Below are 21,930 nucleotides of genomic sequence, written 5' to 3'. Positions count from 1 at the left end.
ATTTGTTCTGAAAAATTCAATTATACTATTGAAAAGATTCCATTTTAGAGTTAAAATTAATACTTGACAGTTTATGATCATATATGACAACAAGGAGGAAAAAATGACAGGAAAAACACATATGATGATAGGTGCAGCTGCAGGTATTACATTTGGCATGAATACTTCTATTGAAACTACTATTGGAGTAATAGGTGCGGCTATATTTGGTGCATTACTTCCAGATATAGATCACCCAAAAAGTAAACTAAATCAAAGGATACTATTTAGTAATAACAAATTGACAAAACTTATAACTTATAGTTTATTGGGTGTTATAATGTACTACTTTGATTTTAAGTTACTGGGCTTAGTCTGCGTATTGGTTGGGTTGTCTACTCATAGAGGGATTACCCACAGTATTTTAGGATATTTGATGTTTTCTGCTATAGCATATAAGATTGCAGCAGAAAATGGGCTATGGGAAGTATATAAAGGGTTCAATATAGGGTATATAACTCATTTGATTGGAGATTTTATAACTATAAAGGGAATAAAAGTATTTTGGCCATTAGATTTTAAAATCAAATTTCCTGTACCAATAAAAACAGATGGGATTGTAGAACATTTTATATTGACTGCTTCATTTATGTATTTTATAAGTATTATGGTTACATATATGAATCATTAATATATAAATTGAATAGAGTAAATGCTTAAATGTGGATAGAAAAGTATACCTTTCTATCCACATATTATTATAGATCTAATTTTCTTTAGTTGTTGCCGATACAGTGACTGTAGTATCATTTTCAGTATCTTTATTTGTTAAAGAGATTCTTACTTCTTCAGCAGGAGCATCTGTAGTAAGTGCAGCTGCATCATTAGGACCAAGGGTGGTAAGGATGAAGCTTTCGGTATCTGCCCATTGGTTCCCTTTATTTCTAATTTGAATGCGTATGCTTAAATTAGTTGATAATGAATTTTCTACGAATAAAGTTGCTTGTTTTTTAGGGCCTAGAGGTATTGCAGATGAGGCAGTGGTACTATCAGCAGGGACATTTATTGTTTCATTAGGAAAGACGTTTATTATTCCATTTGTATATATATATTTTAGTTTTGGCCACTTACTGCTATCGCTATATTCTTTACTTCTAAAAGCCAATAGACTGTTCTGGGTTTCATCTCCTAATAGTATTAGTCCATTATTGGGAATAGAACCATCATACCATCCCTTTGCTAAGTTAGTTATATCAATAGTAAAGCTGCCAAAGGTTTCAGGGAATATAGTTTTGCTCCCATCCTCTGTTTCTGAAAATAATGGCTGATTATTCCAAGTAATATTGTTTTCTTGAAAGTCACCTAGCAATCTGAAAACTTTTACAGAAGTACCTTCTATAGGAGATTCATTACGAAATACATTTAATTCAAGTTCTCCAGACATAATAGTGCTTGCTGGAGGTATGAAGTTACTTAAGTTATTAAGATTAAATTGAAGCAATGACCTATAAACATCTTCATCACTTTCAAATCTACTTATAAATAAAAAGTCATCTGTTCCAAAGTTTTGATTGGGATAATATGAAGAAATATATGCGTCTTTATTTGGGGTAAAAGTTATATTAGCCAAAATGTTCACCTCTTTTCTTTGCATTATATAATATTGAAAAAAAATAAATATGTTACGGTGTCTTCAAAAATTAGGTTTATATGTCAACATATTTTTTAAAACCATTGGTAAATTTTACAATATTACAATTTTGCAAAAGAGATTTCTGAGAAATTTTCCATGTATGAAAATTAAGATTAGACTGTCTAATACATACATAATTAAATCTATCTGAAGAATATAATTTTAAATTGTTTTCAATACATTTTTTGAGAAAATATGTGTCTTCTCCTAGATTGATATGGGGATATTGGATGAAGTTGAATATCCTCTTGGGAAATATCAATGCAGAGCCAGATACTATGTCAACATATTTGTTTTCATGTCTTGGAAAATTAATAGCCAATATATTCGAATCAGCAAAAAAGACATAATATGATAATTTACCTACTATATCAGCATTAGTTATTTTAAAATCTTTCATTAGGTGGGGGATAAAAGAAGGACCATAATAATTATCATCATCAAATTTTGTTATATAGTTAAACTTAGCCTTGGATACTGCATAATTTAGACATTCTCCTAAAGATTTTTTTTCATCTAATTTAAAAATACGAATATTTTTATACGGTCTTGATTCTTCAATCCATTTATCTTTATTCATATTATTTTTATTGAGAATAACAATCAATTCTTTATGGTTATAAAGTTGATTTTTATAATTAGTAAAAATATTATGCATTGAATTTTTACGAATAGTGCTAGTAATGATAGAGACACCAAATTTTGGATTTATACGCAAATCTTTATTGGAAGATCTTTTGAAAAAGTGTTTTGCTCTATTTTTTATAATAAATTTATAGCAATCTTTATTAACAGGCCTTGAGTGTTTGTAGTCTTTTTTAGGAAGAACCTTTAATACACCATTACTATCATACACGTGAAAGCACCCTTTCATAATCTAATACTTCTTTCACTGTATTAATATGTATAGACTATTAATAATGATAAAGAAATTTTACCAATAGATAGTGAAAAAGGGTATAAAAATAGTTAGTAGCTATAATAACTACTAACTTTATTATTTATAATTTTTCTGGTTCAGTATATTGATAATCAAAAAGTTCTACAGACATGGATTCTATTTTTTGTTCTTTTAGGGGTTTGTCAAAATGGTTAGTAGTGGTATTTGCTATTTTATCTACAACGTCTATACCTTCGATAATTTTACCAAACCCAGCATATTGTCTATCTAGATGAGGAGAATTTTTATGCATAATGAAAAATTGTGAACCGGCAGAATTGGGATGTTGAGCTCGAGCCATAGAAAGTACACCTTGCTCATGTTTCAAATTATTGGTAAATCCATTGGAAGAAAATTCGCCTTTTATGCTATACCCAGGACCTCCCATGCCAGTGCCTTCAGGACAACCGCCTTGAATCATGAATCCTTTTATGACTCTATGGAATATTAATCCATTATAATATTCTTTATTGATTAGGGATATAAAGTTATTAACTGTATTTGGAGCAATATTAGGATACAGTTCTGCTTTCATAGTATCTCCATTGTTCATCTTGATTGTTACTACTGGATTTTTGGCCATTTAATCACCTCTACATATTATTTGTTTATTATCTACATTTAGAGTATATATAGTTTTAATATAGATTTCAATAAGCACATAATTTCTTTTGTATTAAAGAATTTTAAATTAGGAAAATTGTAAATCAAAGAAAGGGTATTATTCTACTTAATATATGGAAGGAGAAAGGGTGAATATTCCTTTTACCATAGTATTTCCATTATTGATCATTTTATGGGGAGTATTTTCTTTAATATACATGGAGTCTCCTTTTTTTAATAAGTAAGATTTTTCTCCTAGTATCAGTTCCATATTTCCTTCTAATATTATTATCGCTTCATCTGCTTTATGGATAAAGAAATCTTCACTGGCAGAACTATTGGGATTAATTTCAAAATATACAGATAAAAATTTTATGTCCCAATCTACTTCACCGGGCATGGGAGTTAGAAATTCATATAAGATATTACTTTTTGGGAGTTTCATTTTTGTTCTCTCTTCAGCCTTTATAAAGAATTTTTCCTTATCGTCATCACTGAAGAATATATATATGGGTACATTTAGAATAGATGCGATTTTCCTTAATGAAGAAATAGAGGGTTCAGTGATATTTCTTTCTATTTGAGATATATAACTGGCAGTCAAATTGGTGCCGTTGGCAATTTCATTTAATGTAAGGCCTTTTTGCTGTCTTATTTTACGGATTTTATCTCCAATCATTGATTTCCTCCTCAGATTAAGATTTTCCATAGAATATTGTATCATAATAGGTGTTATTTTTGGTAAAAATTTATAAAAAAAGTTAGTAGTTATTAGTTCGATGGAAGAGATTGGCATGATTCCTTCCATCGACTACGAACTACTAACTCTTATAATACAGGTATTTTTACTAATGATGGATATATCCCTCCATGATATATTTTTTGTGTTGCTTCAATGGTTTTTGTATCATATGCGGGATCATCGCCTGTATTTGAATTGGGGAATATGAAATTGTCAGCACTGGAGGTTATGGTCAATCTTATTTTGTGACCTTTTTTAAAAGTATTTCCTATCTTAGAAGTCCTTATTGTGTACTTTTCTACCTTATTTGGAGTTAATAGTTCGATATTATCAAAACTATTTCTAAATTTGGCTCTCAAAACTCCATCTACAAGTTTGATAGAATTTCCATTTTCATCTACATCTGTTAATCGTACAATCCAATCGGTATCTTTTGCAGAACTTGAAGCGAAAAATTCTACACAAATATCACCTACGATAGTTATATCTTCTTCTAATTTATCAGATGTATATGTTAATACATCATCTCTTTTTTCTATATCCATATAATTGTCAGGGACACCTACTTCATTTTCTGACAAATCTATAAGATGGGGAGCTGGATTTTTGGGGTCATATATATAGGTATCATGGTTTTCTGTTTCATCATTTTCAAAAGCCAATTTTCCATTGTTACTTAAATATAGATTGGTTAATTTAACACCTTCAGGTGTCCAATGCATGGATTTTCTCCATTGATTATCTCCAATAGTATAATATTCTACTTCATGTTCTGTATCTATACCGTTATCAATACCTTTCAAGTGTTTATCAAACCAAGTAAGATAATAATAATCTAAGTCATATCTTATGGCATTATTTCCAAAATGTACTCCATGGATATCCCTTGTAGTATTGGCACTATGCATCCAAGGGCCTAAAAATACTTTTTTCTTACCTTTGTTATATTTTTTTATAATATCTAAAGCCTCTGTAGTACCCATACCATTGTCATCAAACCAACCAGATACTATCATCGTTGGAGTATTAATCTTGTCCTTATATTGGAACCAATTGGATTTACTCCAGAATTCATCATACTTATCATGCTCCATCCAGTAATTCCAAAACGGTACATCTATACCCAATGTCTTTTTAGTTATATCTTTTATAGGTCGTATATTTAGTACCTCATCCCAGTCATCTCTAATCATATTATCTGGTTTAAATCTTTTTTCCACCATTGCGAATGCCCATGCCAACATACCAGAGGCAAAGGTACCACCTTTTCTAGGAAGGTCAACAAATGGTCCCCCTGCGGTAACTATACTAACAAGGGCCTTTAGATGTTTATTGCCACTGGCTGCCGCTGCCCATTGCACATAGCCCCCATAGGAAGCACCTATCATTCCAACATTTTTATCAGACCATTCATTGTTGACAATCCAGTTAATACTGTCATCACCATCTTCTATTTCACAATACATGGGAATCCATTCCCCTTCTGAATCTTCTCTTCCTCTGGTATCTTGAATTACTACAGCATATCCCCGTTGAACATATTTGAAATGTGCTTCTGAATATAGTTTTTTACCATATGGAGTTCTAACAAATATAGTAGGAACTTTTTTATCTATATTTTTTGGCAGCCATACATCAGTTGCCAATTTAACTCCATCTCTCATGGGTACCATAAAAGTACCCATGAATTTAACCCCATATTGATCCTTAGAGATAGTTTCTTTTTTCCATAGCTTTAGAGGTGTATAGTCTTCATATCCTTCTTTTATCAAGATATTACAGCATTCTCTAGTAGTGATAATAAAACCAACAGTTTTATTATCTATTATAAGTACATCTAAAGGAAATTTTTTATTTCTTTCAACCCAGAGACAGTCATTAGATTTATGATATATAGCACCCCAGGAGGTTGTGACTTCAGATTTTTTATTGATAAATATTTTGTTTAGTTCATCAAGTCTATTGCTTAAATTTTTTAGATTTATAGCATAAAGATTTTCGTATTTTAATATATCCTCATCTGTTAATACTTTTTCTTTCATCCATTCATTATTAAAGACATCTTTTTTTACTTCTTTTATGCAATTATTTTCAAATATTATATTGGAATAATGGATACCTGATTGGTAAAGAGAATATTTAAACATATGAACACATCCTTTTTGTTAATAATTTATTATCCTCCAATGATACTTCTCAATAGATAGGCTACAGATATGCCTAAATAATTGCCCAGTGCATTTCCTAGAGCACCTAATACAACTCCTATACTTACTAGGGACTTCCATTGAGCAGAAGCAGCAACTAATGCTGATGTGGCACCATCTGAAATAGCAGCTACTATGGATACAACTACATATTGGTACTTGATTTTAAACAATCTACATAGTAATAAATGAAGAGACAATGATAATATCACTACTAATATTAAGTATACAGCAATAAGCATAGTTGAACCGAAAAAATCTTTCAAATTAACCATAAAACCAATAATAGCTAGGAAAAACAATGCGATAAATAATCCCAAATCTATGCTGCCCTTTATTTGTTTTATAGGTTTAATTTGGGCTATTGCTATTGCTATAGTGGTTATGAAAAGTATTCTTACTGCACTCTGCATAGTATCCGGTGCCATTTTGGATAATAATGTAGATACTTCAGTAACTATAAATCCTATAGCAAACAACCATGAAATATCTTTTATGCTCCACTTTTTGTCACTCATTAATTCTTCATGATCATCCCCTATAAGTTCGTTTTCATTTAAAGAATAAGGCCAGAATTTTTTGAATTTTTTTGATTTCTTAAGTATAGCTGGTGCTGCAAATAAAAATATTAGTGTTGGCATACCTATTACATAATCAGCGGCATTGGCTGCTGCAAATGTTTCAGGGCTTGCCTTTAAACCTGTTCCAATAGCAGTTAAGTTAGAGCTTCCACCAGTATAAGTACCTACAAACATACCTGCCATTTTCCATCCTTCATCTAGTTTAGGAGCAAATATAAGGCCAGTTAAAAAGGCAACAATGCCGATACTCAATACGGCAAATAACATAGCTAGTAATGGCTGTTTAGATAATTTTAACATTTTGCTCAAATCAACATTTAATAACATCATTGTCATTGATAGAGGAATGGCGTATTGAAAAATAACACCATATACATCTGCCATTGTGGGGACAATTTTTAAGTTTGAAAGTATTATGCCAAATATTATTACAGTTAATGCTGGACCTAGGCTTTTAAATGCCTTGAACTTTTGTACATATAGACCCAATGCTATAATAAATGCTATAATTGCTAATAAGCTTCCTGTACTAGTAAAAACTGTATTCATAATTTCTCTCCTTTATTAGATAGATTTTAATTTTATTATTAAAGCAACCTACTTCTAGAGATTTAGGAAGCAAATTGCTTTAATATATTTTTTATATATTAATTATTTAAAAATCAATGGATATACCTAATCCTGGTTTATCAGGAAGGGTGATTATACCTTTTTCCAGTATTAGCCCTCCATCTATACCAGGGTCCTTAACATATAAAAAGCTGTCCATATCTGCTTCAGTTATATTTTTCTTTGATGCTACTAGACTAGCTCCTGCTGTAATAGCAATTTTACTTTCAAGCATGCATCCAACCATACATCTTATACCAGCAGATTCACTAATAGCGTTGATTTTTTCTCCAGCATATATCCCCCCACTTTTCATTAATTTAATATTTATTATATCTGCACAGCTATTTTTAACTATTTTTATTGCATCATTAGGTGAAAAGACAGTTTCATCAGCCATTACCATTATGTCGACCTTATCTCTTATTGATTTCATTCCTTCTATATCCCAATAGGGCAAAGGTTGTTCTACAGCTTCCACACCATATGTTTCTACAGCCTTCATTACCTTAACAGATTGTGAAACAGTCCATCCTTGGTTTGCATCCATTCTTAATCTAATATCATTTCCTATGGATTGTCTAATCAGTTTAATAGCTTCAATATCTTGCTCTGGATTTAATCCAGCTTTAATTTTTAGCACTTTGAATCCCTGGTCTATTCTTTCCTTGGCTTCTTTTGCCATTTCAGAAGGAGAAGAAATACCTATAGTGATATCAGTTTCAAAATTGTTTGAATTACCTCCTAAAACTCTATAGAGAGGTGCATTCATAACTTTTCCTTTAATATCATGCAATGCTATATCTATAGCGGCCTTAGCACCAGTGTTCTTGGATAGAGTAGAATTCATTATATTGTGAATTTTCTCAATATCTAAAGGGTTTTGACCTATGATTTGTTTTTCAAGGATACCTATAGATAATATTATATGATCTAAGCTCTCCCCAGTAACAAACTCCATGGGTGCTCCTTCTCCAATACCGTACACCCCCTCATCTGTCTCAATCTTTACAATAACCGTATGGACATGTTCGATAACTCCAAGGGCAATCTTAAAGGGCTTATGTAATTGCAATTGAAGTTTTTCAATTTTTACATTAGTGATTTTCAATTTTAACAACCTCCTTATAATAATATTTAACCATGGATTATTTAACAAATATTTAAATATATTGCGTCTATTTTACTATTAGTTAAATAATAAGTCAATGGAATTTTAAAGATTATGAATATTTATAAAAATATTAGTTATATTTTTCAAGGTCTTAAACTTTTTTGTAAATCATTATGTGGTATATAAAAATGGTATATAATAGTAAGTAGTTTTAATTATTGGTGAAAGTGGAGGTAAATATATGTTTAAGGTAATGATTATAGAGGACGATAAAAAAATAAGAGATATTATATTTGAAAACTTACAAAAATGGGGTCATAAAGGAATAGTTGTAGAAGAATTTGAGAGAATATTTGATATATTTATAGAATATAAACCTCATTTAGTATTACTGGATATAAATCTTCCTGCATTTGACGGGTTTTATTGGTGTAATAAGATAAGGGAAGTGTCTAAGGTTCCTGTTATTTTTATATCTTCTAGAAATACAAATATGGATGTAATTATGTCTGTAAATATGGGAGGAGATGATTTTATTCAAAAGCCATTTTCCTTAGATGTATTGATGGCTAAAATTAATGCACTTTTGAGAAGGACATATTCATATACGAATATTGACATAGACGTTGTAGAGTATGGTGGTGCCGTACTTAATTTAAAAGATAGTAGTGTTATTTTCAATGATAAGAAGATAGAGCTTACTAAAAATGAATTTAGAATACTTTATATTCTTATGAAAAATAATGGTGATGTTGTAAAAAGAGAAAAGATAATGCAAAAACTGTGGGAGAATGAAAGCTTTGTAGATGACAATACTCTTACTGTTAATATCAATAGACTTAGAAGAAAATTATCTGATATTGGACTAAATGATTTTATAGAGACTAAAAGAGGACAGGGGTATATAATAAAATGAGATTATTATATTATTTGATGGACAAAAAATATTTAATAATATTCTATATAATATTGATGACTTTCATTTCTACTGTTGTATATTTGGATCCTAGCTATAGTGTACATAGTGAGAATATTTTTTATATAAATATAGTGTCGCTGATTTTGTTTATTATTTATATAATGATAGAGTATCTTTGCAGTAGAAAGTATTATAAAGCCATTATAGATTTACTCAAATATTCAAAGGATAATCTTGTAGAGAGACTACCAAAGCACAATACATATGAACAAGGGCTGTACATGTCGTTGATGAAGAATATGTATAGAGGACAAGATAAAAGGCTTGAAAAATTGTATAAAAATAAAATAGAAAATCTAGAGTTCGTAACTTCTTGGGTACATGAAATTAAAACTCCAATATCGGCCAGTAGATTAGTTATTGAAAATGCAAATAATAGGACAGACGAACAGGTGTTAGATAGCTTAGAAGAGGAATTAGATATAATAGAAGATTATGTGGAGAAAGTGCTTTATTATGCTAGATTAGACTCATTTTCAAAGGATTATCTAATTAATGAAATAAATCTAGACAGAATTGTAAAGGGTATGGTAAAGAAACATGCAAAAACCTTTATAAGTAAAAAGATAAAAATAAACATAGATGATGTAGACTTTGATATTATAAGTGATGAAAAATGGCTAGAATTTATCATAGGTCAGATATTATCCAATGCATTAAAATATACAGACCATAATGGAGAAATACATATATATGGAAAGAAAAATAAAAAAGAAAAGTTATTGATTATAGAGGATAATGGAATTGGAATAAAAGAGGAAGATAAGTGTAGAGTTTTTAATAAAGGATTTACAGGGTATATTGGAAGAAAAAACAATAAGTCTACAGGATTGGGGTTATATCTAGCCAAGAGGTTGGCATTGAAGTTGGGACATGATCTGTCCATAGAATCAGAATATGGTAAATATACAAAGGTAATTATTCATTTTCCTAAACTTACAGACTACTTCAATGTGACGAAAGTGTAAGTTTGGCATATGATTTTGTCATGAATATCAATGGCATGATATGGATAATAGATATTATAATAAGGTTAAAAGTTGTACAGCTTTTAGCCTTATTTTTAATGTCAATGATTAATATATAGGAGGTAGAAATAATTGGGAAATGTGTTGCAAGCTAAAAATTTGAAAAAGGTATATAAATCTAGAGGGAATCTATACCTAGCATTAGATAATATAGATTTGGATATAGATGAAGGAGAATTTGTAGGTATAATGGGACCATCGGGTGCTGGTAAAACTACATTATTGAATGTAGTATCTACCATAGATAGACCCACATCGGGGACCATAACCATAGATGGAGACAATATAGTAAATATGAGTGAACACAAATTATCTTTATTTAGAAGAAATAAATTGGGTTTTATATTTCAAGATTTTAATTTATTAGATACATTGACTGTAAAAGAGAATATTGCATTGCCACTGGCCCTTTTTAAGACGAAATATAGAGAGATAGAAAAAAGGATAGACAATGTATCAGAGATGTTGGGAATTATAGATATATTAGATAAATATCCCTATGAAGTTTCAGGAGGACAGAAACAGAGGGCTTCTGCGGCTAGGGCCATTATACATAATCCCAAATTGATATTGGCTGATGAACCCACAGGGGCTTTGGATTCAAAATCTTCATCGGATTTACTTCAATGCCTTAGTGATTTAAATACCAAGGACAATGTGACTATTATGTTGGTTACCCATGATGCATTTGCAGCTAGTTTTTGTAAGAGGATAGTATTTATAAAGGATGGAAGATTATTTGCAGAAATTATAAGGGGAGGTACTAGAAAGGAATTTTTCAATAAAATATTGGATATGTTGAAGACAATGGGTGGTGGACGAAATGACATTATTTAGTCTGGTAAAAAAGAATATCCGAAGAAATTTTAGTAGTTATTTTTTGTATTTTATTTCTATGATATTTTCTATGATGGTATTTTTTGTATTTTCGTCTATACAGTATAATGAACAGATAGAAGCCAGTGTCTCTAGCAAAACAAGTATAGTGATGAAGGTAGGGGGTATAGCTATAATTATTTTTACAGCTATATTTATGTGGTATTCCAATACATTTTTTACTAGAAGAAGAAAAAAAGAAATAGGCATTTACTCATTGGTAGGATTATCTAAAAGGCAAATAGGAAAGATGCTGTTTTATGAAAATATGATTATGGGAATTTTTTCACTGGGTATAGGGATTTTTTTAGGAAGTCTTTTTTCGAAGGCTTTTGCCATGATGTTTCTAAGAATGATGGGTCATTATGTCCATGTAAACTTTTTTATACCTTATAGGGCTGTTATTAATACTACAATTATATTTTTATTGCTCACTTTTATAATCTCTATCCATAGCTATACTATTGTATATAGATTTAAATTGATAGATTTGTTTGCTGCTCAGAAAAAGGGAGAGAGAAGGCCTAAAGGTTCAGTAATATTGGCAATAATATCTATTGCTATGATAATTGGTGGATATGTATGTTCTCATCAATTTATGTTATTTCCCAAGTTTTCATGGTATGTGATGTCGGTACTAGGGTTAGTAATAGGAGGTACATATGTATTTTTTAAATCCTTTATGGTATTTGTAATAAAGGGATTGAGAAAAAATAAAAATAAATATTATAGTGGATTAAATATGATTGGAGCAACTAATCTATTGCATAAAATAAGAGGTAATGCAACTATACTGGCTACTATAGCTATATTAAGTGCCACTACATTAAGTGCTGTTGGAACCAGTTATAGCTTTTATTATAATACTGTAAAAGATGCGAAGAATATGTATCCTTTTAGCTATGTGTATGAACAACAGGGAAAAGAACTCGATGACAAGGTAGATGAAATAATAGAACAATATCCTGAAAATTCCATATTACATGATATTGTAGTACCTAATATTTTAGTAGATGCACAAATACTTGAATCAGATATGAAATATGACATGCCAATGAATATAATGTCAGAAAGTAAATTTAACGAAATAACTAAAGCTAGAGGATTAGTTCATGACTTAGATATGAATAAATTGGAAAATGATAAAGATGGATATCTATTTATTAGATTTATGGGAGAAGATATAAATGGAAAAGACATCTTATTAAAATTTAATGATATGGAGAAGACTTTTAAAATCAAAAATACTGATCCTAGGATAATAGTAAATCAAAATCTTATGTTCAATACATTTGTTGTAAAGGATAGTGTATACGAAAAATTTTCTAGTATAAAAACACCTAAATATTTTAGGGCTATAGAAGTAGCAAATGAAAACCAGAGTAGAGAATTGACAGAAGAATTAAATCAGATATTTACCAATGGAAAGATAGTTTCATATTACTATCTATATGTAGCATATTTGGAGTCTACGGGTATGTTGATGTTTTTAGGAGGATTTATAGGATTAGTTATATTACTTTCTACTGGAAGTGTTATATACTTTAGATTGTTGATGGAATCTAAAGATGATCAACAAAGATATAAGATATTGAGAAATATAGGGGTAAGTAATAGGGAAATAAAGGCATCGATATCAAGACAAATATTATTTTTATTTGTGTGTCCATTGATTATAGGTATAATGCATAGTACAACTGCATTATCTGCTTTATCTAAAATGTTACAAAAGGACCTTACTATGCCAATAATTATAACTACAGTAGTATATATCATTATATATTGTATGTATTATTTAATTACAGTAAAATCTTACAATAATATTATGAATCTAGAAAAATAATTCCATCAACTATAAACTACTAGCTATTACTCATTTAACCCGTTTTTTCATTAGAGATATAATCAATATTATAATAGGTATTATGACTTGAAAAGGTAGCGCATAATATGGATAGATATTGGATGACCAATTAATCATTTCAAAGACATTATTGTAAATCAATTTTGATATTATAAGGACTATGAGGCTTATGGGAATAATGAGCATTTTATAGTTATCAAGTTTAAATAACTGACAAATACCCATTGCTGCTGCATATGTGCACACTGTGATTTTAATACCTCCACCAATTAATAGGTTTGTATTTATAAGGGGATCTATATTCATGGTAGTAAGTAGTTTGGTAGATATACTGGGAGGGAAATATATCTTTGATAACATATCTGCACCAAGGGATAGAAGATCCCTGATTAACACCGTAAATATCACAAATCCAATTATTAATATAGATATAATAGAAGATTTTATTATATCTTTTTTGTTGTTTAAATTTGGTATTATCATTAAAAATACGATAGTTTCACCAAAGGGAAATGATAGTACGGAAAAAGCAGTTTTTAATATAGGTGAAAATCCTCGTTCTAGAAATGGCAAAAAATTATTAATATCATATTTATTGAATATTAATAAAAAAAGTATTAATACATTAAATATTAATAGTGGAACTAAAAATTCAGCTACCCTAGAAGTTACTTCTAATCCTTTTCTGATACAATAGGCAACAACAGTTATGACACTTACCATTATAAAAAGCATAGGGGTTTCAGTGTAAGTAGTAATTACCATATATTCACCAAAATTTCTCAATATCAGTGCTGAAAGGTGAATAAAGTAAAAAACATATAATATGGCCAATATATTTCCAAAAAAGTTTCCAAAGGTACATTGTAAAATCTCTACCAATGTCTTAGAAGGATTTAATTTAGAAATATATCCATATATATAAATTAATATAATACCTCCCATCCATCCAATAATATATGCTAACCAAGAATCTTGATAGGCATTGACAGCAGGATTTAAAATAGCGGTACTGCCAAATACAAAGCCCATTATTAGCATTATCAATTGTAGATTAGAGATTTTTTCATCTTTTAGCAAGTAGTATACCTCCTATTACTCAGGTAATGTTGGACGATTAATATATCCTGAACGGGTTATTTTAAAATTAACATTGACTCTAATTTCTGATTTACTAAAACAATTGTTCCAATCATCAATCATGTTTTTCCAAAATGTTAGGTCTTCTTTATGAATTATCTTTCCAAAACCAAATATATCACTTTCATACTTGTTTTGAGCCAAATCAACAGTTTTATAAATGGAATTTGTTATTGATTTCTCTAATTCTCTTTCTAAAAGTGATATTGCAGTTGGTTTAGTTAAATCTTTTATGCCCTGTTGTTCTCCTATATTGCCTTGGGCATCAACTTTAATTGTTAGAATAGGTCTGTTATTGTTAATGATAAAATCTCTAGTACTCTTACTTTTATTAACTTCTATGGATACTTTTTTATTTTTTTCATAGGGATTTTTAATATTTACTATACCATTTTCGAATTGATCTGTGGCAAATAGTAATCCTTGTGTTTCTTCAGGATTAAGATAGCCTACCAATTTATCTTTTTTAAATACAGCTGACCCTTGAAGCATTAAATCTTTTATCTTTAAATTATCTTTTAGAACTTTGGGATATATGATACCAATAGTAGGTTCATGTCCTTCATTTTCTAGTACCTTAAATAGTTCTATAAATGTTGATTTTTTAAATTCCGATACATTAATACTACTTTGTATACTTTCTGTGATATGCATTCCTGGGATTTGTGTAAGTTCTGTATTAGCATTCAATATATCCTTTGCTGTTAAATCTTTTGCTATTAATATATCCATATTGATATTGGATTCATGCTCTTTTTCCAGAATATTTAGTATATCTATAATGCCTTCTTTGGCTAAATTTTCTCCAATGACAATCAATTTAGCATGGGTAAGAAACATCTTATAATTTGTGCTTACTATGGCATTTCTTGCAGTTTCAAATACTGTGTCACCTGTTGCTGATATAACCCATACGGCCTTTGTATTTCCCTCAACAGTACCACTATTTTCCGAACTTCTTATAACAGAGGGCCTTATTACTTGAAATGTGACTTCTATTTTATTGTCCATAGTTTTGTCTAGGCCTATGGCAAATACAAAGGATCTCTCTGTAATATCTACATTATCCCAACAGCCTGTAGACATGATTGTTAATAAGAATAGATAAAATAATAGTATTGATTTTTTATTTTTCATTGTCATATTGATCATCTTTCCTTACAAAGTTTATATTATTGGTATTATCTTTGATTAGTGATTTTGGTCTGGTAAACATTAACCATAGGGGCAATCTGACAAAGGTGTCTTTTAAATCAGCTCCACATATTGGAGCCAATGGTGACATATAAGGGACTCCAAAGGAGTACAATGAACATGCATGTATGAAAATAACTATAGATACTAGCAGTATACCCAATAGCCCCAAAATGTTGGCACCCAATAATAGCATTAGTCGTATAAGTGGTAAGGCTCCACCTAATGGGGGAAGGATAAAACTGGTGATTGCAGTTATGGAAGTCACTATGACCATAGGAGTACTGGCAAGACCAGCCTTGACAGCGGCATCACCTAAAACTAATGCCCCAACGATACTTACTGCTTGACCGATGGGTCTAGGCATCCTGACTCCTGCTTCGCGAAGAAGTTCAAAAGCAATGCCCATAACTAAAGCCTCTGTAAAAGGGGAAAAAGGTATGCCCTCTCTAGATGCAGATATGGTTAATAGTAGTTTAAAGGGAATAACGCTGGGGTGGAATGCAATTAGTGCTACATAATATGCTGGCAGTGAGGTTGATATAAACAATGAAAGAACACGAAGCAATCTTACTGCGGATGTAAAAATAGATCTAGAATAGTAGTCTTCACTGACTTGCATTGTTTCTACAAAGAGATATGGCACTGTCAATACAAAAGGTGTACCATCACATAATATAGCAACCCTTCCCTCTAATACTTTTGCAGCAACTATATCAGGCTTTTCACTATTTCCTACAGTGGGAAAGATAGAAAGGGGACTATCTTCTATGAATTCTTCAATATATCCTGATTCTAGTATGGCATCTATGTTTATTTTAGATAACCTTTTTTTTACTGTTTCAACTACATGTTGATGAACTATTCCATTAATATAACATATGCATACATCTGTATTGGTCTGTTTACCTAAAGTTATTTTTTCTACTTTTAGTTTAGGGTTTTTAATTTTTCTTCGAATTAGAGAAATATTTACCTTTAACGATTCTACAAATCCTTCCCTTGGTCCTCTAACAACGGCCTCTGTATCTGGTTCATCAACATTTCTTATTTCATAGTTTGAAGTTTCAGCAATAAGGGCATATTTCTCACCGTCAATATAAATGATAGATTCTCCTGAAAGTATAAAAGATATTGTATCATCAAGGCTATCTACTTTTTTTATATTGTAGTTGTTGAGTATATTATCTTTTAATATATCAGGTAAAGAATTATTGAAGGAATGGATATTAAAGTCTTGGGAATTAATCATTAATGGTTTCAGTATATCTCTATTTAATATCTGCTTATCTACAAGTCCATCTATGAATGCTATTGCGATTTTTATTTCATTATTTTGGCCCAGAGTCAATTCTCTAAATACAAAGTCGTGGCAATCTGAAAAGACATTTTCTAGATGTTTTTTGATATTGACAATAGACTTCGGTATATTTTTTTTAGATGTATCAGATATATTTGGACTATGTATATAATTATTTAATGAATTTAATTGAAAATATTTTAAAAGTTTATATATCTTATTAAACAAGTTTATACCTCCAGACATTAATTATTATTAGTATATTATAGGCATATTAAACAAAAATATAAAAAATAAAAAGACTCTTTTCTATTTTTAAGAAAAGAGTCTAAAAAATTATTTTCTATTTATATAAGGTATAATTGTCTTTATAAGTTTTTTAAAAAGTTCCAATTCCTTTTTGGAACATTTATTTAACAGGTCATTTATTTCCGTGTCTTTATTACACGAACAAGATTCATATATGTGGAAGTTGTCATTCATAGATTCTTTATCATTAAAAATCTCACCGAATACAATATAATCTAAAGAGATATGTAAACAATTAGATATTTTAATTAAAACAGGTAAACTCATCTGTCTTTCTCCTCTTTCAAGCTGGCCAACATAGTAGGTTGAAAGTCCTATTATTTCTGCAAATTCTTCCCGGGAAAGACCCAGTTTTTCTCTTTCATTTCGTATCCTTGAACCAATTGCATCGTTGTTTGTAATATTTTCTTTAGTCATATTTTTCACTCCCTGTATAGGTATACTTTAACGAATTTTAGGTATTATTGTAATTTGCTATATGAATACATTTATTATTTGCAACAAGCCTATATATAATATAAAATTATATATAGCATGTATGAGGGAGGATGAAAAAATGAATAAAAAAGATGAAATGAAAAAATTAGTTAAAATGATACAGGATAGTGAAACTAACAATATGGATAAAGATACTATTCTAAAAATCAGTAAAAAAATAGATAAATATATTTTAGAGTACTATAACAATGTAGAAATATAAATACCTCTTTATTACTATTTATAAATAGCAATAAAGAGGTATGAGATTTAGACAAATACTATATGGGTGTAGATCAATGCTACTAAACCGTAAACTATTAATATGGTGAAGAATGAAGGCAATACTTTTCTCATAAGTGTTCCTTCTTTTCCTAATATACTAACAGTAGTTGCAACAGCTACTACATTGTTGGGGCATATCATATTACCTAAAGCTGCCCCTACATTTTGGCTAGCAAATATGGTTACAGGATTTAGACCCAAGGTTTTGGCTGCCTCTATATGCATAGGACCAAACATAATATTTGAGCCTAGTCCTGTTCCAGTCATGAATGAGCCCAATGAACCTATTGCCACTGCAATAAAGGGATAGAACATACCTGCGATAGAAGACAAGGCTGATGCCAATAAGGTCATCATACCAGTTCCAATCATAATATTACTTACAGCCAACAGACCACACATGGCTATTAAAGCAGGGATTACTTTTTTGATGGCAGTTTTAGAGTAACTGCTCATTTCTTTATAGGATACCTTTAGTATAGAGGCACCTAAAAGTGCTGAAATAAATATTACTAGTCCTACCCATACAGTATATCCATATTTAGCCAATGTAGACAAACTAAAAGAATATCTAACAATGGGCAAAAGTACCATTAAAATTAAATATGGAGAAAATGCCTTCAATGGATGTAAAGAACTTTTTGAAGAGAATTCTGGGTTGTACAAAAATTCTTCTGGTGTATGAGGTGGACTGATTTTTAGAAATATTAAAGAAGCTAAAATAGATATAAGTCCAGTGGACATACTTGTTATTTCAGCACTTACAAAGTTTGAAAAAATGAATAATGTACCTGCCATAAAGGTACCAGAGAATAATAGGAATGGGAATAGTCCTTTGAATCCCTTTCTACCAAATATAACTAACACGATTAAAAACGGTAATAAAAAAGCACCTATCATGTGTATACGCCCAGTCATTGCCGATGCTTCCATTACAGACATATATTCTCTAACAGGCTCTGAACCCATAACTGTAGTAACTCCAGCCCCACCCCATGAAACTGGAATACTATTGCTCATTAAAGCAGCAGTAGCTGCTGTTATGGGATTAAAACCAAGTCCTATTAAGAAGGGGGCAGCTATAGCAGCAGGAGTTCCAGCACCAGCTACTCCTTCTAAAAAAATACCAAACATTAGTGCAATTATTATTACATGGATTCTCTTATCCATGGTTATCGTTGCTATACTTTCTTTGATTTTATCCATTGCTCCAGAGCTTTGCATCATTATGAGCATGGAAAATGCAGCAAATATAAGCCATACGATTCTAATGCCATCTAGAATACCCTTTTGAAATGAAGAATAAATAATATCGGTATTAGTATTGAAGGCCATTAAACCCAATAGTGCAGTATAAATCATTGCAATTGGCGCTACCTTCATAGCAGATTTTTTTAATACAAGCATACCTGTCAATACAAATAATACTGGACTAGAAGCAAGAAATACATTTGTCAAATTAATTCCCCCTTAAAAATAAAATTGTAATAAAAAAACGCCCCTGACTATTATATAGGGACGAATATAGTATCCGCGGTACCACCCAAATTAAAGAATTTTAGCAACAAAAATCTTTCACTTAGAGATATTAACGCATATCTTGCGGTAAGACCTACTATAATTAATTCAGCCTACAACTCGAGAATGAGATTCACTATAAGCATTAACTGACTTTCACCAAATATCAGCTCTCTGGATAATACTTAATAACTACTAATTTCTGTCATCGTCTTTAGTATATTAAATTATTTCATTCGATTATATAGGACAATGAATAAAATATTCAAACTAGGGGAAAGCGATTGCTTTCCTTATTAAGTTGTATTATATTCTAAATACGCTTAAATACTCTATAATTCTTAAAATTCTAATTTATTCAAAAATACAGAAAAATGTATAAAAAAGCAGTTGACAAATTTAATATACATTCATATAATTGATAACATTAAAACTAAATAAGGGGGAGATAATTTGGCTACTATAAAAATGAAGTATGGTAAAGAAAAAATAGATGTATCTATTTCAGATGATAACCTCTTAGGGGTTATAAAGAGTAAAGGTGGAGATGGAAATAGCAGTGAAGAAGACATTATAAAAGATGCACTGAAAAATCCAATTGCCAGTGCAAGATTAAAGAAATTAGTTAAACCAGGAGAACGGATATGTATAGTAATTTCTGATATCACTAGGGCATGGCAGAAGATGAGTGCTTATTTGCCATATTTGGTTCAAGAGTTAAATGATGGAGGCATAAATGATGAAGATATAATATTTTTATCGGCTACAGGGTCCCATAGAAAACAAACCAAAGAAGAACATGAGGTGTTATTGGGAAAAGAACTTGCCAAAAGATTTAAGGTTATAGACCATGTATCGACAGATAAAGATAGTTTAGTACATCTAGGAGATACTAGTTATGGAACTCCAGTTATGGTAAATAAATTGGCTCTGGAATGTGACCATGTGGTATTGACTGGTGCCATAGTGTTCCACTTGTTAGCTGGATGGGGGGGAGGTAAGAAATCTGTACTTCCTGGTATCTGTGGATACGAGACTATTATGGCTAACCATGCACTATCTCTTAATCCAGAGTTAGGCAGTGGAAGCAATCCATTGGTAAGGAGTGGAAATATAGATGGGAATCCTATACATTTAGATATGCTCGAAGCAACTAGCTTTGTTAGGCCAACATTTCTTTTCAATGCCATCATGGATAGCAACGGAAATATAGCTCATGCTGTTGCAGGTAATTATATTAAGGCCCATGAAGCAGGGTGCGAAATAGTAGACAAGAAAGATGGAGTAATGATTGAAGAAAAGGGAGATATGGTCATAGCTACTGCTGGAGGATACCCTAAAGATATAAATTTATATCAGACATCTAAGACATTGATAAATGCCAAGGAAGCTGTAAAAGAAGGAGGTACCATAATAATACTTAGTCAATGTTCCGAGGGATTTGGCAATAAACCTATTGAGGACATGATTAGAAACTATACATCGGTATTGGATAGAGAAAAGGCCTTGAGAGAAGATTATTCCATAGCTAAATATATCGGATATTTCTTTGCAGAAACAGCAGACAAATTTGATCTTATTCTAGTATCAGACATGGACAAAGCACTTTTAGAATCAGCCAATATTACAGTTGTGGACAATTTAGATGATGCATTAAAGATAACCTATGATAAAAAGGGAAAAGATTTAAAAACGTATTTGATGCCCAATGGAGCAAATACATTGCCTAAATTAAAATAAGGAGTTAACATCTCAAAATAGTTTAAATGCTTTTGAGATGTTAACTTTTTTATATTAGCATATACATTATTTCACTAAAAATTATTTGCTATAAAATCATTTGTTTATGAGTGATTGCTTATGTATAATTGTATGGGTAAAAAATTATAAACAATATTGGATTTAGTATATTTTGGTAAGATACAGGATAAAGTATTTGTAAGTATATATTGCAATCTAATTTATAATAATATATAATATTATGTGGTATTTATGCACCCTTAGCTCAGCTGGATAGAGTCGCTGACTTCGAATCAGTTGGTCGGGGGTTCGAATCCCTCAGGGTGCACCATATTTAACCCTTGTAAATTCAATAATTACAAGGGTTTTACTTTACCCTCAAATAAGTTTACATAATGCAATCTATTTTACATTTTATCGGCATTTACTTTGTCAGCAGATCTTAAATCATGTGGATATATGTTTAAAATTACTTTTGAATGTCTATGATTTTTATGGAATATAAATATTGTATTAGAAAAACCAAATTGTCGTCGACCTACAGTAGTGCAAAAACCCCTGGAGGTCGACGACAATTTGTTTTTTTGTATTAAAGTTATTGCATTAAAGAAAGTTACTATATTTAGAAGGAATTTTTATTGTTATGTCGAATAGATATAAGAGAGAGAAAAGTGATTGGTATTTTTTGTACATTGGGATAGTTGCTGCATCCCAATGGGTTTATACATTACCTATGAGGAATTGAAACACGA

Annotated in this window: 19 protein-coding genes, 1 tRNA gene and 1 other annotated feature; of the genes, 8 read left to right on the top strand and 12 right to left on the bottom strand. The window is 30.5% G+C overall.

The window, feature by feature from the left end; translation table 11 throughout:
* Nucleotides 1-103: 103 nt before the first annotated feature.
* On the top strand, nucleotides 104-670 hold the full coding sequence (locus tag Q326_RS17630; RefSeq protein WP_051531541.1) for a metal-dependent hydrolase: 567 nt from the start codon (nucleotides 104-106) through the stop codon (nucleotides 668-670).
* A gap of 75 nt (nucleotides 671-745) precedes the next feature.
* Here the strand turns inward: Q326_RS17630 and Q326_RS0115025 are convergent, their stop codons facing one another.
* The 7 genes from Q326_RS0115025 to Q326_RS0114995 all read right to left on the bottom strand — a co-directional run bounded on the left by Q326_RS0115025 (nucleotide 746) and on the right by Q326_RS0114995 (nucleotide 8,465).
* Entirely contained in the window at nucleotides 746-1,609 is an 864-nt protein-coding gene (locus tag Q326_RS0115025) for a DNRLRE domain-containing protein (RefSeq protein WP_026896099.1), read from the bottom strand.
* Nucleotides 1,610-1,685: 76 nt separating this feature from the next.
* A complete protein-coding gene (locus tag Q326_RS0115020; protein ID WP_169733596.1) occupies nucleotides 1,686-2,528 on the bottom strand; it encodes a glycosyltransferase family 2 protein in 843 nt (280 codons plus the stop codon).
* Nucleotides 2,529-2,673: 145 nt separating this feature from the next.
* Nucleotides 2,674-3,195, bottom strand: a complete 522-nt coding sequence (locus Q326_RS0115015; protein WP_026896097.1) for a peptidylprolyl isomerase — start codon at nucleotides 3,193-3,195, stop codon at nucleotides 2,674-2,676.
* Between the two features lie 147 nt (nucleotides 3,196-3,342).
* Complete coding sequence (locus tag Q326_RS0115010) at nucleotides 3,343-3,894, bottom strand: helix-turn-helix domain-containing protein (protein ID WP_026896096.1); 552 nt, start codon at nucleotides 3,892-3,894, stop codon at nucleotides 3,343-3,345.
* A 149-nt stretch (nucleotides 3,895-4,043) separates the two neighbouring features.
* Nucleotides 4,044-6,104: a CocE/NonD family hydrolase gene (locus Q326_RS0115005; protein WP_026896095.1), complete on the bottom strand. Its 2,061-nt coding sequence runs from the start codon at nucleotides 6,102-6,104 to the stop codon at nucleotides 4,044-4,046.
* 29 nt (nucleotides 6,105-6,133) lie between these two features.
* Nucleotides 6,134-7,294, bottom strand: a complete 1,161-nt coding sequence (locus tag Q326_RS0115000) for a DUF819 family protein (protein WP_026896094.1) — start codon at nucleotides 7,292-7,294, stop codon at nucleotides 6,134-6,136.
* 106 nt (nucleotides 7,295-7,400) lie between these two features.
* Nucleotides 7,401-8,465 (bottom strand): mandelate racemase/muconate lactonizing enzyme family protein, encoded by a 1,065-nt coding sequence (locus Q326_RS0114995; protein WP_026896093.1) that lies wholly within the window; start codon nucleotides 8,463-8,465, stop codon nucleotides 7,401-7,403.
* Between the two features lie 244 nt (nucleotides 8,466-8,709).
* Between Q326_RS0114995 and Q326_RS0114990 the strand changes: the two genes are divergently transcribed.
* The 4 genes from Q326_RS0114990 (at nucleotide 8,710) to Q326_RS0114975 (ending at nucleotide 13,194) form a co-directional block, all read left to right on the top strand.
* The gene (locus tag Q326_RS0114990) at nucleotides 8,710-9,384 is read left to right on the top strand and encodes a response regulator transcription factor (RefSeq protein ID WP_026896092.1); all 675 of its coding nucleotides are present in this window, start codon (nucleotides 8,710-8,712) and stop codon (nucleotides 9,382-9,384) included.
* Nucleotides 9,381-10,415 carry a sensor histidine kinase gene (locus Q326_RS0114985; protein ID WP_026896091.1) on the top strand — a complete coding sequence of 345 codons (1,035 nt, stop codon included), beginning with the start codon at nucleotides 9,381-9,383 and terminating at the stop codon, nucleotides 10,413-10,415. The genes Q326_RS0114990 and Q326_RS0114985 overlap by 4 nt, the downstream gene beginning before the upstream one ends.
* Nucleotides 10,416-10,556: 141 nt before the next feature.
* The gene (locus tag Q326_RS0114980) at nucleotides 10,557-11,312 is read left to right on the top strand and encodes an ABC transporter ATP-binding protein (RefSeq protein WP_431188273.1); all 756 of its coding nucleotides are present in this window, start codon (nucleotides 10,557-10,559) and stop codon (nucleotides 11,310-11,312) included.
* Complete coding sequence (locus Q326_RS0114975) at nucleotides 11,299-13,194, top strand: FtsX-like permease family protein (RefSeq protein ID WP_026896089.1); 1,896 nt, start codon at nucleotides 11,299-11,301, stop codon at nucleotides 13,192-13,194. The genes Q326_RS0114980 and Q326_RS0114975 overlap by 14 nt, the downstream gene beginning before the upstream one ends.
* Nucleotides 13,195-13,224: 30 nt before the next feature.
* Here the strand turns inward: Q326_RS0114975 and Q326_RS0114970 are convergent, their stop codons facing one another.
* The 4 genes from Q326_RS0114970 to Q326_RS0114955 all read right to left on the bottom strand — a co-directional run bounded on the left by Q326_RS0114970 (nucleotide 13,225) and on the right by Q326_RS0114955 (nucleotide 17,575).
* On the bottom strand, nucleotides 13,225-14,295 hold the full coding sequence (locus tag Q326_RS0114970; protein ID WP_026896088.1) for a GerAB/ArcD/ProY family transporter: 1,071 nt from the start codon (nucleotides 14,293-14,295) through the stop codon (nucleotides 13,225-13,227).
* A 15-nt stretch (nucleotides 14,296-14,310) separates the two neighbouring features.
* Nucleotides 14,311-15,498, bottom strand: a complete 1,188-nt coding sequence (locus Q326_RS0114965; protein ID WP_026896087.1) for a Ger(x)C family spore germination protein — start codon at nucleotides 15,496-15,498, stop codon at nucleotides 14,311-14,313.
* Entirely contained in the window at nucleotides 15,482-17,077 is a 1,596-nt protein-coding gene (locus Q326_RS0114960; RefSeq protein ID WP_026896086.1) for a spore germination protein, read from the bottom strand. Before Q326_RS0114960 ends, Q326_RS0114965 begins: the two co-directional genes overlap by 17 nt.
* A 108-nt stretch (nucleotides 17,078-17,185) precedes the next feature.
* Nucleotides 17,186-17,575 carry a helix-turn-helix domain-containing protein gene (locus Q326_RS0114955; protein ID WP_026896085.1) on the bottom strand — a complete coding sequence of 130 codons (390 nt, stop codon included), beginning with the start codon at nucleotides 17,573-17,575 and terminating at the stop codon, nucleotides 17,186-17,188.
* A 139-nt stretch (nucleotides 17,576-17,714) separates the two neighbouring features.
* On the opposite strand from Q326_RS0114955, the gene Q326_RS18725 reads away from it, so the two are divergent.
* The gene (locus Q326_RS18725; RefSeq protein WP_169733595.1) at nucleotides 17,715-17,858 is read left to right on the top strand and encodes a Spo0E family sporulation regulatory protein-aspartic acid phosphatase; all 144 of its coding nucleotides are present in this window, start codon (nucleotides 17,715-17,717) and stop codon (nucleotides 17,856-17,858) included.
* A 47-nt stretch (nucleotides 17,859-17,905) separates the two neighbouring features.
* On the opposite strand, the gene Q326_RS0114945 is transcribed toward Q326_RS18725, so the two are convergent.
* Nucleotides 17,906-19,378 carry an L-lactate permease gene (locus tag Q326_RS0114945; RefSeq protein ID WP_034602536.1) on the bottom strand — a complete coding sequence of 491 codons (1,473 nt, stop codon included), beginning with the start codon at nucleotides 19,376-19,378 and terminating at the stop codon, nucleotides 17,906-17,908.
* A 53-nt stretch (nucleotides 19,379-19,431) separates the two neighbouring features.
* Nucleotides 19,432-19,656: a binding site (T-box leader), on the bottom strand.
* 235 nt (nucleotides 19,657-19,891) lie between these two features.
* Here Q326_RS0114945 and Q326_RS0114940 point away from each other — a divergent pair.
* A complete protein-coding gene (locus Q326_RS0114940) occupies nucleotides 19,892-21,178 on the top strand; it encodes a lactate racemase domain-containing protein (RefSeq protein ID WP_026896083.1) in 1,287 nt (428 codons plus the stop codon).
* Nucleotides 21,179-21,432: 254 nt separating this feature from the next.
* A tRNA-Arg gene (locus Q326_RS0114935) sits at nucleotides 21,433-21,509 on the top strand.
* Nucleotides 21,510-21,930: the final 421 nt, after the last annotated feature.

The sequence above is a fragment of the Clostridiisalibacter paucivorans DSM 22131 genome, from assembly GCF_000620125.1.
In the GTDB taxonomy this organism is placed as follows: domain Bacteria; phylum Bacillota; class Clostridia; order Tissierellales; family Clostridiisalibacteraceae; genus Clostridiisalibacter; species Clostridiisalibacter paucivorans.
The sequence above is the reverse complement of the archived record's forward strand: the minus strand, read 5'-3'. Positions and strand labels throughout refer to the sequence as shown.